Origin of the sequence: Microbacterium sp. B35-04, assembly GCF_010634885.1 — a bacterium.
In the GTDB taxonomy this organism is placed as follows: domain Bacteria; phylum Actinomycetota; class Actinomycetes; order Actinomycetales; family Microbacteriaceae; genus Microbacterium.
In genome coordinates, this window is sequence record NZ_MWLP01000107.1 from 1 (window position 1) to 14787 (window position 14787).

Annotated in this window: 14 protein-coding genes and 1 riboswitch; of the genes, 11 read left to right on the plus strand and 3 right to left on the minus strand. The window is 70.9% G+C overall.

The window, feature by feature from the left end; all coding sequences use genetic code 11:
* Positions 1 to 70 precede the first annotated feature (70 nt).
* The 8 genes from hpaD (at position 71) to B1729_RS18670 (ending at position 6441) form a co-directional block, all read left to right on the plus strand.
* Positions 71 to 1237, plus strand: coding sequence for a 3,4-dihydroxyphenylacetate 2,3-dioxygenase (gene hpaD, locus B1729_RS18635; RefSeq protein WP_163617583.1), 1167 nt, complete (start codon positions 71 to 73; stop codon positions 1235 to 1237).
* Positions 1238 to 1391: 154 nt separating this feature from the next.
* Complete coding sequence (locus tag B1729_RS18640) at positions 1392 to 2177, plus strand: fumarylacetoacetate hydrolase family protein (protein ID WP_163634270.1); 786 nt, start codon at positions 1392 to 1394, stop codon at positions 2175 to 2177.
* Positions 2162 to 2965, plus strand: a complete 804-nt coding sequence (locus B1729_RS18645; RefSeq protein WP_163634272.1) for an aldolase/citrate lyase family protein — start codon at positions 2162 to 2164, stop codon at positions 2963 to 2965. Before B1729_RS18640 ends, B1729_RS18645 begins: the two co-directional genes overlap by 16 nt.
* 120 nt (positions 2966 to 3085) lie before the next feature.
* Positions 3086 to 3679 carry a hypothetical protein gene (locus B1729_RS18650; RefSeq protein ID WP_163634274.1) on the plus strand — a complete coding sequence of 198 codons (594 nt, stop codon included), beginning with the start codon at positions 3086 to 3088 and terminating at the stop codon, positions 3677 to 3679.
* Between the two features lie 76 nt (positions 3680 to 3755).
* Positions 3756 to 4136 carry a YciI family protein gene (locus B1729_RS18655; protein WP_163634276.1) on the plus strand — a complete coding sequence of 127 codons (381 nt, stop codon included), beginning with the start codon at positions 3756 to 3758 and terminating at the stop codon, positions 4134 to 4136.
* Positions 4136 to 5260 (plus strand): DUF6596 domain-containing protein, encoded by a 1125-nt coding sequence (locus B1729_RS18660; RefSeq protein WP_163617578.1) that lies wholly within the window; start codon positions 4136 to 4138, stop codon positions 5258 to 5260. Before B1729_RS18655 ends, B1729_RS18660 begins: the two co-directional genes overlap by 1 nt.
* A 57-nt stretch (positions 5261 to 5317) precedes the next feature.
* Positions 5318 to 5797, plus strand: a complete 480-nt coding sequence (locus B1729_RS18665; protein WP_163634278.1) for a MarR family transcriptional regulator — start codon at positions 5318 to 5320, stop codon at positions 5795 to 5797.
* A complete protein-coding gene (locus B1729_RS18670; RefSeq protein WP_163634281.1) occupies positions 5794 to 6441 on the plus strand; it encodes an NAD(P)H-dependent oxidoreductase in 648 nt (215 codons plus the stop codon). The genes B1729_RS18665 and B1729_RS18670 overlap by 4 nt, the downstream gene beginning before the upstream one ends.
* A gap of 28 nt (positions 6442 to 6469) precedes the next feature.
* Here B1729_RS18670 and B1729_RS18675 read toward each other — a convergent pair whose 3' ends face one another.
* From B1729_RS18675 to glyA, 3 genes are read right to left on the minus strand one after another with little or no spacing between them, the layout of a single operon-like run.
* Complete coding sequence (locus B1729_RS18675; protein ID WP_239539712.1) at positions 6470 to 7420, minus strand: NAD(P)-dependent alcohol dehydrogenase; 951 nt, start codon at positions 7418 to 7420, stop codon at positions 6470 to 6472.
* A 40-nt stretch (positions 7421 to 7460) separates the two neighbouring features.
* On the minus strand, positions 7461 to 8336 hold the full coding sequence (locus tag B1729_RS18680; protein ID WP_163617574.1) for a bifunctional methylenetetrahydrofolate dehydrogenase/methenyltetrahydrofolate cyclohydrolase: 876 nt from the start codon (positions 8334 to 8336) through the stop codon (positions 7461 to 7463).
* Positions 8333 to 9607, minus strand: a complete 1275-nt coding sequence (gene glyA, locus B1729_RS18685) for a serine hydroxymethyltransferase (RefSeq protein ID WP_163634285.1) — start codon at positions 9605 to 9607, stop codon at positions 8333 to 8335. The genes B1729_RS18680 and glyA overlap by 4 nt, the downstream gene beginning before the upstream one ends.
* Positions 9608 to 9660: 53 nt before the next feature.
* Positions 9661 to 9745, minus strand: a riboswitch (ZMP/ZTP riboswitch).
* 58 nt (positions 9746 to 9803) lie between these two features.
* Between glyA and B1729_RS18690 the strand changes: the two genes are divergently transcribed.
* The 3 genes from B1729_RS18690 to B1729_RS18700 all read left to right on the plus strand — a co-directional run.
* Positions 9804 to 11465 (plus strand): beta-N-acetylhexosaminidase, encoded by a 1662-nt coding sequence (locus tag B1729_RS18690; protein WP_163634287.1) that lies wholly within the window; start codon positions 9804 to 9806, stop codon positions 11463 to 11465.
* A gap of 48 nt (positions 11466 to 11513) precedes the next feature.
* Positions 11514 to 12650 carry an N-acetylglucosamine-6-phosphate deacetylase gene (gene nagA, locus B1729_RS18695; protein ID WP_163634289.1) on the plus strand — a complete coding sequence of 379 codons (1137 nt, stop codon included), beginning with the start codon at positions 11514 to 11516 and terminating at the stop codon, positions 12648 to 12650.
* Between the two features lie 418 nt (positions 12651 to 13068).
* On the plus strand, positions 13069 to 14787 hold a 1719-nt coding region (locus B1729_RS18700), incomplete at its 3' end, for a sigma-70 family RNA polymerase sigma factor (RefSeq protein ID WP_163634291.1).

A 14787-nucleotide genomic window follows, 5' to 3' on the forward strand; every position in this document is an offset into this window, starting at 1 on the left:
CGGTCGTTGAGCGAGTGAGGAACGAGCGAGACGAAACGCCCCGACCATCCGAGTAACGCAAGGACGCGACATGACCCACCGTGACGACATGACCCTCACCTCCTCGGGCTTCTACGTGAGCCAGGAGGCGCCCATCCACACCGACGATCCGGTGCCCACGCCGACGAGCCCGGCCCCCGACATCCTGCGCTGCGCGTACATGGAGCTCGTGGTCACCGATCTCGCCGCGTCGCGCACGTTCTACGTGGACGTGCTCGGCCTGTACGTCACCGAGGAGGACGGCGAGGCGATCTACCTGCGCTCGACGGAGGAGTTCATCCACCACAACCTCGTCCTGCGGCAGGGGCCGGTGGCCGCCGTCGCCGCGTTCTCGTACCGCGTGCGGACGCCCGAAGACCTCGACAAGGCAGTCGCGTTCTACGAGGAGCTCGGGTGCCGGGTCGAGCGCCGTGCCGACGGGTTCGTGAAGGGCATCGGCGACGCGGTGCGTGTGACGGATCCACTCGGCTTCCCCTACGAGTTCTTCCACCAGACCGACCACGTCGAGCGGCTGTCGTGGCGCTACGACCTGCACACGCCGGGTGAGCTGGTGCGGCTGGACCACTTCAACCAGGTCACCCCCGACGTGCCGCGCGCGGTGAACTTCATGCAGTCGCTGGGCTTCCGCGTCACCGAGGACATCCAGGACGAGGAGGGCATCGTCTACGCCGCCTGGATGCGCCGCAAGCCCACCGTGCACGACACGGCGATGACCGGCGGCGACGGCCCGCGCATGCACCACGTCGCGTTCGCCACCCACGAGAAGCACAACATCCTCGCGATCTGCGACAAGCTCGGTGCTCTCCGCCGCTCCGACGCGATCGAGCGCGGCCCCGGCCGCCACGGCGTCTCGAACGCGTTCTACCTGTACCTGCGCGACCCCGACGGACACCGCGTCGAGATCTACACGCAGGACTACTACACCGGCGACCCCGACAACCCCGTGGTCACGTGGGACGTGCACGACAACCAGCGCCGCGATTGGTGGGGCAACCCCGTGGTGCCGTCGTGGTACACCGAGGCATCCCTCGTGCTCGACCTCGACGGCAACCCGCAGCCCGTCGTGGCGCGCACCGACGCGTCCGAGATGGCCGTGACGATCGGCGCCGACGGCTTCTCATACACCCGCCCCGACGACAAGGCCGAGGAGCTGCCCAGCTGGAAGCAGGGCGAGTACAAGCTCGGCCACCAGCTCTAGCCGCGGCATCCGTGCGCTCTTCGCCCCGCCGCAGAGCGCGCATGTCCCGATTCCGCTCGATCATGTCCCAATTCCCGTCGCTACCGCGGCTGGGAACGACCGAAAGTGGGACATGCAGACCACAAGGCACGCAGAGAAGACGAAAGGGAGACGGATGCTTCCACCCGAGGTGATCCGGCAGCTCGCGGATGAGCTGGCCGAGGCCGACCGCACGCACGGCGTGATCCCGCGCATCACGGCGCGGTACCCCGACGCGACAGTGGAGGACTCCTACGCGATCCAGGGCGTCTGGCGCGATGCGAACGTCGCCGCGGGCCGCCGGCTCGTCGGGCGCAAGATCGGTCTGACGTCCAAGGCGATGCAGCAGGCGACGGGCATCACCGAGCCGGACTACGGCGTGATGTTCGACGACACCGTGTACGAGTCAGGCGCCGAGATCGCGGTCGAGCAGTTCTCGAACGTGCGCATCGAGGTCGAGCTCGCGTTCGTGCTGAAGGCGCCGCTCGAGGGTCCGGACTGCACGCTCGACGACGCCCTCGCCGCTATCGACTACGCCGTTCCGGCTCTCGAGGTGCTGAACTCCCACATCGAGCTCGAGGGCCGCACCATCGTCGACACGATCGCCGACAATGCCGCGTACGGTGCGATGGTGCTCGGCGAGGTGCGGAAGCGCCCCGACGAGATCGACCTGCGCTGGGTCCCCGGCGTCCTGAGCCGCAACGGCGAGATCGAAGAGACGGGGGTCGCCGCGGGCGTGCTCGGCCATCCGGCGACCGGCGTGGCGTGGCTCGCGAACAAGTTCCATCAGCACGGCGGGCGGCTCGAGGCGGGCGAGATCCTCCTCGCCGGATCGTTCACCCGCCCCATGTGGGTGGCGCGAGGCGATAGCGTGCTGTGCGACTACGGACCGATGGGAACCATCACATGTCGCTTCGTCTGAGCCTGACCTTCCGCGCGACGCTGGCCGAGGCATCCCGTCCCCTTGCGGGCATGTGGGTGTGCTCGGGCTCGCCGCTCGTCGCCGAGATCTGCGCGGGGTCGGGTCTGGACTGGCTCCTCATCGACATGGAGCACTCGCCCAACGGCCTCGAGTCCGTCCTCGCGCAGCTGCAGGCGGTCGCCGCCTACCCGGTGACGCCGGTGGTGCGCGTGCCGATCGGCGACGTCGTGACGATCAAGCAGGTGCTCGACCTCGGGGCCCAGAACCTGCTCGTGCCCATGGTGTCGTCGAAGACGGATGCCGAGGCCGCCGTCGCCGCCGTGCGCTATCCCCCGCGGGGCACGAGGGGCGTGGGATCGGCCCTCGCAAGGTCGGCGCGGTGGAACCGCGTCGACGGGTACCTGGCCGATGCCGACGCGCACGTGTCGCTCTTCGTCCAGATCGAGACCGCTGCCGGGGTCGAGGCTGCCGCCGAGATCGCCGCGGTCGACGGCGTCGACGGCGTCTTCGTCGGTCCGTCGGATCTCGCCGCGTCGATGGGAGTCCTCGGTCAGCAGACGCATCCGGATGTCGTCGCGGCCGCGCTCCGGACGTTCGAGGCCGTGCACGCCGCCGGAAAGAAAGTGGGCGTCAACGCGTTCGATCCCACCGCCGCCGACGCGTACCTCGGGGCCGGTGCGGACTTCGTCCTCGTCGGCGCCGACGTCGCGCTCCTCGCCCGCGGGTCCGAAGCCCTCGCCGCCCGCTGGGTCGCGGCATCCGACAACGACAAGCGCTCGTCGTACTGACCGCCCCCGGGAATCGCGAAAGGGTGGATTTCCGCACACTGGAGCGGCGGAGATCTACCCTTTCGCGCATCCGCACCCTGGCGTTTCCGTCCTGCCGACGGAACATGGCACAGTGAACGCATGAAGAAGTGGGTCGTGCGGTTCGCGTCGCTGCTGGTGTTCAACATCCTCGTGCTGCTGGTCGTCGGCTGGCTCACCCCCGCCCGCGTGGGCTGGGCCGCGGTGTGGGCCGGCATCGTCCTGACCGCGCTCGTCATCTGGATCAAGCCGCTCGTCGAGAAGTGGTTCCGCTCGATGGCGTCCAAGTCGTCCGCGCAGCGCACCAAGGCCGGCGAGAAGCTGGTGGAGTTCTTCCTCGCCTTCGCCGTCGCCTTCCTCGTGTGGATCGCCACCGTCGTCTTCACGGGCGTCTCGATCGGCGGCGGCATCTTCGGCGCCTTCTGGGGATGGGTGCTGCCCCCCGTCATCCTCCTCATCGGCTGGGCGATCTACGGCGCCATCGACGACAAGGTCGAAGGGCACGCGGGCGCCCTCTATGACCGGGCGACGGGGACGAAGATCGTGACCGCGGATGCCGCGACCTCGGCTTCCCCGGCCGGCACGTCACGCGCCTATCCGGGCGCGGCGCCGGCGACCGACGCAGGTCGGCGAGAGCTCGACGACGGCCTCACCGACGAGCAGCGCCGCATGCTGGACGAACTCGGCAAGGGCTGATTCGATCAGACCTGTCGATCGGAGACGGCGGAGATCGTCATAGGGGTGTCGTGATCCCACCAGAAAGGACGACGCCATGCGGTACGCACTGCTTCTGCACTACCCCGAGATGACCCCCGAGGAGCTCGGCCCCGACGCGCTGGCCGAAGGCATGCGCGAGTTCGACGAGTACGCCAAGGCGCTCGACGACGCCGGTGTGCTCGTCTCCGCCGAGGTGCTTCAGCCCTCAGCGGTCACGACGACCGTGACCGCGGCCGACGGCTCGCTCCGTGTGCAGGACGGCCCCTTCGCCGACACCAAGGAGCAGCTCGGAGGCAGCTTCGTCATCGAGGTGCCCGACCTCGATGCCGCGATCGAATGGGCCGGCAAGGCGCCGTCGGCGGGCTGGGGTGCCGTCGAGGTGCGTCCGAGCGCGACGCACTTCCGCGACGGCGCCTGGACGACCTTCGCGCGCTGATGCCGACGGACCCCGCGCCCCCTCCGCACAGCGCCGGCGCGCTGCACGGAGCACCCGGGAGCGGGGACCCCGACGACGCCGCACGCCAGGACGACGCCCGCGCAGCCGCCGAGCGCGCCGCGCGGGCGTCGTACGGCCGCATCCTGTCGATCCTCGCCGCCTCCACGAACGACCTCACGCTCGCCGAGGATGCCTTGGCCGACGCGTTCGAGCGGGCGCTGCGCACGTGGCCGGATGCCGGCATCCCCGCCAATCCCGAAGGGTGGCTGGTCACCGTGGCTCGCAACCGCCTGCGCGACGCTCTGGGCTCCGCGTCGCACCGCCGCGGCGTTCCGCTCGACGAGGGGATCGCCGCAGCTCGTGCCGACGAGCACGCCGTCGACGCGCTCACGGCGCTCGAGCAGGGCGAGGCGATCCCCGACAAGCGGCTGGAGCTGCTCTTCGCGTGCGCGCACCCGGCGATCGACCCCGCCGTCCGCACTCCGCTCATGCTGCAGTCCGTGCTCGGCTTCGACGCCGCCGCCATCGCGGGCGCCTTCGGGGTCGAGCAGGGGGCGATGGCGCAGCGCCTGGTGCGGGCGAAGCGCCGCATCCGCGACGCCGGCATCCCGTTCCGCGTTCCGACGCGGGCTGACATGCCCGCACGGCTGCCCGCGGTGCTGGAGGCGATCTACGGCGCCTACGCGATCGGCTGGCTCGACCAGGGCGACGAGCCTCGGGAGTCGCTCGCCGACGAGGCGCGCTGGCTCGCAGTGCTCACGGCGACCCTCCTCGGCGACGAGCCGGAGGCATGGGGACTCGCCGCGCTTCTCACCTACGCGCAGTCCCGGGCGCCCGCGCGGGCCGAGGCGCCCTGGCCACCGCTCGATCAGCAGGATCCGGCGCTCTGGGACCGCGCGCTCATCGCCGAGGGCGCCGCACTGCTGCGGCGGGCCTCCGCTCTCGGACGCCCGCTCGGCCGCTTCCAGCTCGAAGCGGCGATCCAGGCGGTGCACTGCGACCGCGCCCGCACCGGCGCGCTCGACCTCGAGACGCTCGTAAAGCTCTATCGGGGCCTCCTCGCCATCGCACCGACCGACGGCGCACGGGCCGCGCTCGCTGCGGCAGAGGCTCGCCTGGTCTGACGCGCGGCGACGAGTAAACATGTTGACTCATGGCGTGTCAACTGGTTTACTCAGCATGTGTCCGACCGACTCACCTTCACTCTTCACGAGCTGCTCGCCGAGCTCGACGCCTTCGCGGATGCCACGCTGCGGTCCGGCTACGGCGTCACCTTCAACCACTTCCAGTTCCTCGCGGTGCTGTACGACGCGGAGCCCGCCGACATGACGACACTTGCGCACTGCCTCGGAGTCACCAAGGCGGCGGTCAGCAAACGCGTCCCCGCCCTCGTCGAGGACGGGTGGATCACCGCGCAGTCCCCGCGCGGCGCGGGCCGCAGCATCCTGCTCTCGCTCACACCCCAGAGCACCGAGCTCGTGCGCGACGCCGGTGCCATGCTCGAGCAGCATTTCGCCGCGATGCTCACCGACCCGGCGCTCGGCGACGACCCGATCGACGCGCCGCGCCTGAACGCACAGCTCGTCGCCCTCACCGCCTTCATCAAGCAGCAGCCGTCGCCCCGCGGGCGCACGGCCATCCCAGAGGAGATCCACTCATGAACGCCCCCCGCATCCTCGTGGTGATCGGCACGCCGCTCGCCGGCAGCCTCAACCACGCGCTCGCACACGCGTACGCCGACGCCGCGCACGCCGCCGGCGCCGAGGTGCGCCTCATCGACCTCGCCCGCGACGCGGTGCCTCAGCATCCGTCAGAGCGCAACGAGGTCCGCCTCCCCCGCACCGATTCCGACGTTCCGCTCGCCCCCGAGGTCGCGGCCTACGTCGCCGACGTCGACTGGGCGGACCACCTGGTCTTCTTCTTCCCCCAGTGGTGGGGGTCGTACCCGGCAGCGCTCAAGACCTGGATCGACCGGGTCTTCCTGTCGGGCTTCGCCTACCGCTACCGTCCCACGGGCCGCTGGTGGGACAAGCTCCTCACCGGCCGCACGGCGCGCATCGTGATGACGATGGACTCCCCCAAGATCTGGAACGCTTGGGTCTACCGCAACGCCGCCATCCGCTCGCTGCGCAACGCGACGCTGGGATTCTGCGGCATCCGCGTGCGCGGCGTCACGCGGCTCGCAGAGGTACGCCACCGCAGCGACGCCGACCGCGAGCGCTGGGTGCGCGGCATGGCATCGTTCGGGGCGACGGATGCCAAATCCGTCGTCGCGCGCGAGAGCGAGGAGCTCGTCCCGGCGTGACGTGCGCCGGGACGAGCCTCCGGGGGTCTCAGCCTTCTCGCACGGCTACGACGACCTTGCCGCGTGCTCGCCCTTCTCCGTGCCAGGCCAGCGCAGCAGGCACCTCGCTCAAGCTGAAGACCCGATCGATGTGGATGTCGAGGTCACCGCTCGCGCATGATCTCGCCACCGAAGCGAAGCCTGCGGGACCCTGCCGAACGATGAGCAGGCCGAGGTGCGCGCGGGTCAGCGCGCCGAGCAGCCGCCCGACCGTGACCATCCGGAGAACGGCCCGGCTGGTGCCGCCGATCACGACGCAGCGCCCGCCCTTCGCGAGCGCGCGCCGAAAAGCGAAGATCGATCGACGGGCGACGAGGTCGACGATCAGGTCGTACGGACCCGTGCGTGTGAAATCATCGCGTCGGTAGTCGAGGGTCGCGTCGGCGCCGAGCACCCTCAGGAAGTCCTGCTTGCCGGCATTGTCGACCGCCGTGACGTGCACTCCCTTCGCGCTCGCCAGCTGAACCATGAACGAGCCCGACCCGCCGCCGGCGCCGTTGATCAGCATCCGCGACCCGGGAGTCGCAAAGGCAACGGCCTGCGACGCGATCGCCCCCGCCTGAGGGATCGTCGAGGCCTCGGCGAACGAGAGCTCCTTCGGCTTGTGTGTCAGCGCAGACTCCGGCGCCACCGCGTACTCGGCGAATCCCCCTTTGCGTGTGAGGTTGTCGCCGAACACCTCGTCACCGACGACGAAACGGCTCACGCCCTCGCCGATGGCGACGATTCGACCGGCGATGTCGGAGCCCAGAGTCTGGCGCGCGGGCCGGATGAGTCCGCCGAAGCGCGCATAGCCTGGACGGCCGCGCAGTCCCTCCCAATCCGAGAGATTGACCGAAGTCGCCACGACTTCGACGAGCACCTCACCGCGCGACGGAATCGGTCTGGGGACTTCTCGCAGCGTGAGAACCTCGGGGCCGCCGTATCGTTCGTACACCATCGCGCGCACGCGCTCACCATACAGGCGCGCGCACGAGGCGTCATGCGCGCTCGGCGGCCTCGACCACGTTCGTCATGAGGAGAGCCACCGTCATGGGCCCGACTCCACCCGGGTTCGGTGACAGGTAGCCCGCGACCTCAGCGACGTCGGGATGTACGTCGCCGTACACCTTGGACTTGCCGGTCTCGGGGTCTTCCTCGCGCGTGACGCCGACGTCGAGCACGGCGGCCCCGGGCTTGACGTCCTCGGCGCGCACGATGTGCTTGACGCCCGCGGCCGCCACGATCACGTCGGCCTGACGCAGGTGGTGCGACAGGTCGGTCGTGCCCGTGTGGGTCAGCGTCACGGTCGCGTTGATCTCGCGGCGGGTCAGCAGGAGCCCGATCGAACGGCCGATCGTGACGCCGCGGCCGACGACGACGACGTCCTTGCCCTTGAGGTCGTAGTCGTTGCGCAGCAGCAGCTCGATCACACCACGCGGCGTGCACGGCAGCGGCGTCGTGATCGGGCCGTTGACGTTGAGCACGAGCCGCCCGAGGTTGGTCGGGTGCAGCCCGTCGGCGTCCTTCGCGGGGTCGATGCGCTCGAGGATCGCGTCGGTGTCGATGTGCTTCGGCAGCGGCAGCTGCACGATGTAGCCGTGGCACTCCGGGTCGGCGTTGAGCTCGTCGATCAGCGCCTCCACGTCGGCCTGCGTGGCGTCGGCGGGCAGCTCGCGCTGGATCGAGTTCATGCCGATGGACTCGGACTCGCGATGCTTCATCCCCACGTACAGCTGCGAGGCCGGGTCGGCGCCGACGAGCACGGTCGCGATGCCCGGCGTGATGCCCTGAGCCTTCAGCGCTGCGACGCGTTCGCGCAGCTCCTCCTTGATCCGGGCCGCAGCGGCGCGCCCGTCGAGCTTCTGCGCGGTCACTGCTGCAGTCCCGGGTAGAGCGGGAAGGCGGCGGTCAGCGCGGCAACGCGGGCGCGCAGCGCCTCGACATCGGCGCCGGGAAGGAGCGCCAGCGCGATCACGTCTGCGACCTCCGTGAACTCGGCGTCGCCGAAGCCGCGCGTCGCCAGGGCTGGGGTGCCGATGCGCAGGCCCGAGGTGACCATGGGCGGCCGCGGATCGTTCGGCACCGCGTTGCGGTTCACGGTGATGTGGATCTCGTGCAGGAGGTCCTCGGCCTGCTTGCCGTCGATCGCGGCGTTGCGGAGGTCGACGAGCACGAGGTGCACATCGGTGCCGCCGGAGCGGATCGAGATGCCGGCATCCTTCACGTCCTGCTGGGACAGCCGCTCGGCGATGATGTGCGCACCGCTGAGCACCCGCTCCTGGCGCTCCTTGAACTCCGGCGTCGCCGCGAGCTTGAACGCGGTCGCCTTGGCGGCGATCACGTGCATCAGCGGGCCGCCCTGCTGGCCCGGGAACACCGCCGAGTTGATCTTCTTCGCGATGTCGGCGTCGTTCGTGAGGATGAAGCCCGAGCGGGGGCCGCCGATCGTCTTGTGCACGGTCGACGAGACGACGTGGGCGTGGGGCACCGGGTTCGGGTGCAGCCCGGCCGCGACGAGGCCGGCGAAGTGGGCCATGTCGACCCAGAGCAGCGCGCCGACCTCGTCGGCGATCGCGCGGAACGCGGCGAAGTCGAGCTGACGCGGGTACGCCGACCATCCCGCGATGATGACCTTGGGCTGGTGCTCGACGGCGAGACGGCGCACCTCGTCCATGTCGATCGTGCTCGTCTCGGGATTCACGCCGTAGGCGACGATGTTGTAGAGACGGCCCGAGAAGTTGATCTTCATGCCGTGCGTCAGGTGACCGCCCTGGTCGAGCGACAGGCCGAGCAGCGTGTCGCCGGGGCGCGCGATCGCGTGCAGCACGGCGGCGTTGGCCGAGGCGCCGGAGTGCGGCTGGACGTTGGCGAACTCCGAGCCGAACAGCGACTTCGCGCGCTCGATCGCCAGCTCTTCCGCCACGTCGACCTCTTCGCACCCGCCGTAGTAGCGACGGCCCGGGTAGCCCTCGGCGTACTTGTTGGTGAGCACCGAGCCCTGCGACTGCAGCACCGAGACCGGCACGAAGTTCTCGGAGGCGATCATCTCGAGGTAGCCGCGCTGACGCTCGAGTTCACGCTCGAGCACCTGCGCGATCTCGGGGTCGACCTCGGCGAGCGGGGCATTGAAGTACTGATCGGTCATGACGATCTCCTTGACTGCGGCTTTCGGGGTGCGCGGCACGGGGTGCCGGGAATCACATCGGCCCAGGCGTGCGGTCGAATGCCGTAGTCCGTCGCTCCCCGGTGGTGACCCACCTCAACGCCAGTCGCGACAACCCGAGCATAACCGAACCCGACCCGCTAGGCTGAGTCGCATTCCTTTTGTTAGGACTCTTTACATGAAACGTCGACGAGGACGCACCGCCGCCGCGGCGCTCCTCGCCGCCTCGCTGCTGGCCGGCTGCGCTCCGGTCGCACAGAATGGAGACACTGTGTCGCTTCCTGCCGTCGTCCCCGCTCCCGCCTCGATCGAGGCGGGTTCCGGTGCGCCCTTCCGGCTCACGCCCGACACGACGGTGACCGGAGAAGCGGATGCCGCGGCCACCCTCGCGGCGATCGTCGAGGCCCGCGCGGGCTTCACGCCGGCGAAGGGCGGAAGGGAGTCCGGCATCGACCTCCGGATCGTCCCGGGGTCCGGTGCCCCTGAGTCCTACCGGATCGCCGTGGATGAGGCATCCGTCGTCGTCACCGGCGCCGACGCGGCCGGCCTGTTCTACGGCGTGCAGACGCTCGGCCAGCTGATCGCCCGCAACAGCGCCGGCGGCGGCCAGCAGGAGGGCGAGGATGCCGAATGGACGGTGCCGGCGGTCACGATCGAAGACGCGCCGCGCTTCGCCTACCGCGGCGCCATGCTCGACGTCGCGCGCCACTTCCACCCGCTCGAGACGGTCAAGGGATACATCGACCGCGCGGCGTCACTGAAGCTGAACGCGCTGCACCTGCACCTCACCGACGATCAGGGATGGCGCATCCAGCTCGACTCGCGGCCGGAGCTGACCGAGCGAGCCTCGGGCACGTCGGTGGGCGGCGACAGCACCGAGGGCCAGGGCACGCCCGGCGGCTTCTTCACGAAGGCGGGCTATCGCGAGATCGTCGAGTACGCGGCATCCCGTCACATGATCGTGGTGCCCGAGATCGACATGCCGGGCCACACCCACGCGGTCGGCCTCGCCTACCCCGAACTCGCCGAAGAGCCGACCATCAGCGACCACATGCGCGAGATCATCCGCGACTACGGCGGTGAGGAGCCGCGCCCCGGCGTTCCGTACGAGGGCATGGCCGTCGGCTTCTCGTCGCTGAAGACGCGCGACGAGGCGACGTACGACTTCGTCGCGGACGTGTTCGGTGAGCTCGCCGCGATGACGCCGGGACCGTACCTGCACTTCGGCGGCGATGAGTCGCTCTCGACGACCGACGAGGACTTCGCGGTCTTCGTCGCGCGGGCCAGCGAGATCATCGCCGACCTCGGCAAGACGCCGGTGGCGTGGCACGAGGCCGGGGCCGCGGCAGGCCTCGCCGACACCACGATCGGGCAGTACTGGGGCTACCTCACCGCGCAGGAGGGCGTGTCCGCCAGGGCCCGCGCGTTCGTCGACAACGGCGGGCAGCTGATCCTCTCCCCCGCCGACGCGATCTACCTCGACATGAAGTACCCCAACGGTCCGGAACTGGGCCTCACGTGGGCCAACGGCCCGACGAGCATCGAGCGCGCCTATACGTGGGAGCCGTCCGACATCGTCGACGGCATCGACGACTCGGGCATCCTCGGCGTCGAGGCGCCGCTGTGGACCGAGACGATCCGCACCGCGGCCGACATCGACACCATGGCCTTCCCCCGTGCCGCCGCCGCGGCGGAGGCCGCCTGGTCGCCGGCGACCGGCGCCAGCGACCTGCGCACCTGGGCATCCTTCCGTGAACGCGTGGGCGCACTCGGCCCGCTGTGGACCAGCATGGGCATCGGCTTCCACCCGTCCGACGAGATCCCCTGGGTCACCGAATGACGTTCACCGCCATCGCCACCACCACCACCGAGTGACCTGGAGCACCCCATGAGCACCCTCGTCCACTCCATCCGCCTACTCGGCTCCGCGTCGGTCGACAGCGATCGGCGCGATGCGTGGGCGCTGTTCGACGACGGCCGAGTCGCGGCGACGGGCATCGGCGGCACACCGCCGCGCGGCGACGACACGGTGGACGGCGCGGGCGGATGCCTCGTCCCCGGATTCATCGACATCCACGGGCACGGCGGCGGCGGGGCGAGCTTCGACAACGGCCCGGAAGCCATCGCCGCCGCGCGCGCCATCCATCGTTCGCACGGCACCACGCGCGCCGTGCTGTCGCTCATCACCGCGCCGATCGACGTGCTCGCGGCGCGCGTGGCCATGGTCGCCGATCTCAGCGACGCCGATCCCACCATCCTCGGCTCGCACCTCGAAGGGCCCTTCCTCGACCCCGCACACAAGGGTGCGCACACCGAGTCCCTGCTGCGGGCGCCGGATGAGGCATCCGTCGACCGACTCATCGAGGCCGGACGCGGCACGCTCCGCCAGGTCACCCTGGCACCGGAACGACCGGGTGCGTTCGAGGCGATCCAGCGCTTCGTCGAGGCCGGTGTGAAGGTCGCCGTCGGACACACCGACGCGGATGCCGCGACCACGCGCCGGGCATTCGACGCCGGCGCGACGCTGATCACGCACGCGTTCAACGCGATGCCCGGCATCCATCACCGCGCTCCGGGTCCGGTCGTCCCGGCCCTGCGCGACGATCGCGTGACGCTCGAGGTCATCGCCGACGGCGTGCACGTCGACCTCGAGCTGATCGCGACGCTCTTCGCCGTCGCCGGCGACCGGATCGCCCTCATCACGGATGCGATGGCGGCCGCCGGGTCACAGGACGGCCGCTACGACCTCGGCGGTCTCGCCGTACAGGTGACCGACGGCGTGGCACGACTGGAGCAGGGCGGCGCGATCGCGGGCTCGACCCTCACACAGGACGTGGCGCTGCGCAACGTGGCAAGCGCGGGAGTGCCCCTCGACATCGTCGCGCATGCGCTCGGCGCCCAGCCTGCGCGCGCGATCGGGCGAGACGACCTCGGGCACCTCGACGTCGGCGCGCTGGCGGACGCGGTGCTGCTGAACGATGACCTGACCGTGCGTCGGGTGTGGGTCGCCGGCCGCGACGCCTGACGACCGCGTCCCCGCCGCCGGACCGCGCGATGCGGCACCGCGGAGTGCGGGCGGTGTCATCGCCCGGCGGACACGTGAAGGCGGGGCCGAAGGTCCCTCCCCCGAGATACCTTCGAGCCCCGCCAAGCCCGCGAATTCAACGCGGTAGGGCGGCCGCCGACGTGCCCCACACAAGGGCGGCCAGCCACTCTGACCAAAGAGACCGCGCCACCCCCGTTCTATTACGCGAGTTCACGAGAATTTCTGGCGCCGAGGCCGCGGGCCCTTCCTGCGCGGCGTTCCGACCGCAGGGCTGCCGACGCCGCGGAGCACTGGTCAAATCGCGCAGTGGCGACGACAATGGAACGATCGCGCCGCGCATCGCGCTGCGAACGCGGTACGCCCGCCGATGGCGAGCGCCCGCGGAGCTGGGGGACCCATGGATCACGAGGAAGTGCGCGAGCACGATCCCGACGTCGTCGCAGACACCGACCTGGTGCTGCGCACGCGCTCGGGCGACACTGCCGCATTCGGCGAGCTGTGGCGGCGCCACTATCGCGCCGGTGTCACCGTGGCCCGCAACATGACCTCGAGCCTCGATGCCGACGACCTCGTGCAAGAGGCGTACACGCGCATCTACCACTCCATCGTCAACGGCGGCGGGCCGACCGGGTCGTTCCGCGCGTACCTCTTCACCAGCATCCGCAACACCGCCGCGGCCTGGGGCCGCGCGCGACGCGAGACGCCGTACGACGAGCTCGACGGCGTCGAGGATCTGTCGGCCGCCGAGCACGAGAGCGAGGCCGCGCTCGACCGCAGCCTCACGCATCAGGCGTTCCGGAGCCTGCCGACCCGGTGGCAGGAGGTGCTCTGGTACTCCGAGATCGAGCGGATGAAGCCCGCCGAGATCGCCCCGCTCCTGGGGATGAAGCCGACCGCGGTCGCCCAGCTCACCTTCCGCGCGCGCGAGGGACTGCGCGAAGCGTGGATCCAGGCGCACCTGCGCTCGGTGGCGGACGGGTCGGATTGCCAATGGACGATCGAGCACCTGGGCGCCTACGCCCGCCGCAATCTCGGTCGCCGCGACCACGCGAAGCTCGAGCACCACCTCGCCGGCTGCGCCCGCTGCTCGATCGTCGCGAGCGAGGCCAAGGAGGTGTCGGGCCGCCTGGCGCTGGTGCTGCTGCCCCTCGCCCTGGGCGCTGCCGGCACGGCCGGCTACTTGGCGAGCGTGCAGGGCGGCGGCGCCCCGCTGGTCGCGCTGGCGTCGATGCCGGCGATGCCGTCGGCCGTCGTGCAGGGCGCGGCTGCGGGCAGCCCGGTGGGCATGGCCGGCGCCGCAGGATCGACGACCGTCGTGGGCACGGGTGCCGCCGCAGGCGGCACGTTCACCGTGGGCTCCGGCCTGGGTGGAGGTGCGGCCGCGATCGGCTCGAGCGCCGGCGCCGGCGCCGGCGCTGCCGCCGGAGCCGGAGCGGCCGTGACGGCGGCCGGTACCACGGCGGTGACCGCGGCGGCGGGCGGAGCAGCGTTCGCGGGGATCGGTGCGGCATCCGGGCTGGCGGCGGCGAGCCTCGTCGTGGTCGGCGGCGTCGTCGCGGCAGCCGTGGCACTCCCCCCGACGACCCCGGAGCCCGCGTCGACGAGCAACGTCGACATCACCGCGCCCACACAGGCTGGAGTGCCCGGGATCACCGACGACACCTCCGACACACCCCTCGAGCTTTCCGAGCCCGGGCCCGGCCCTGCTGACATCCCGGTGGTGACCGACGTCGGCACCGCGGGCGGAGCGGGCACCGGGAGCGGCACGAGCGACGGTCGCGGCTCCGGCGACCAGCAGGCCGGTGGCGACGCGTCGGCGGCGGAGAACGGCGACGGCAGCGCGGGCGGTGCCGGTGGCGACGTCGGCACCGACCCGGGACCTGGGAGCGGCGACGGCGACGGCGACGGCGAGGGCGGGAGTACCGGCAACGACGGCACGCCAGGCAACGGCACTCCGACCAACGGGACCGGCAACGGCAACGGCGGGACCACCGGCGACGAGGGCACGACAGGCAACGGCACTCCGACCAACGGGACCGGCAACGGCAACGGCGGGACCACCGGCAACGACGGCACGACAGGCAACGGCACTCCGATCGGCACCGGCAACGGCACT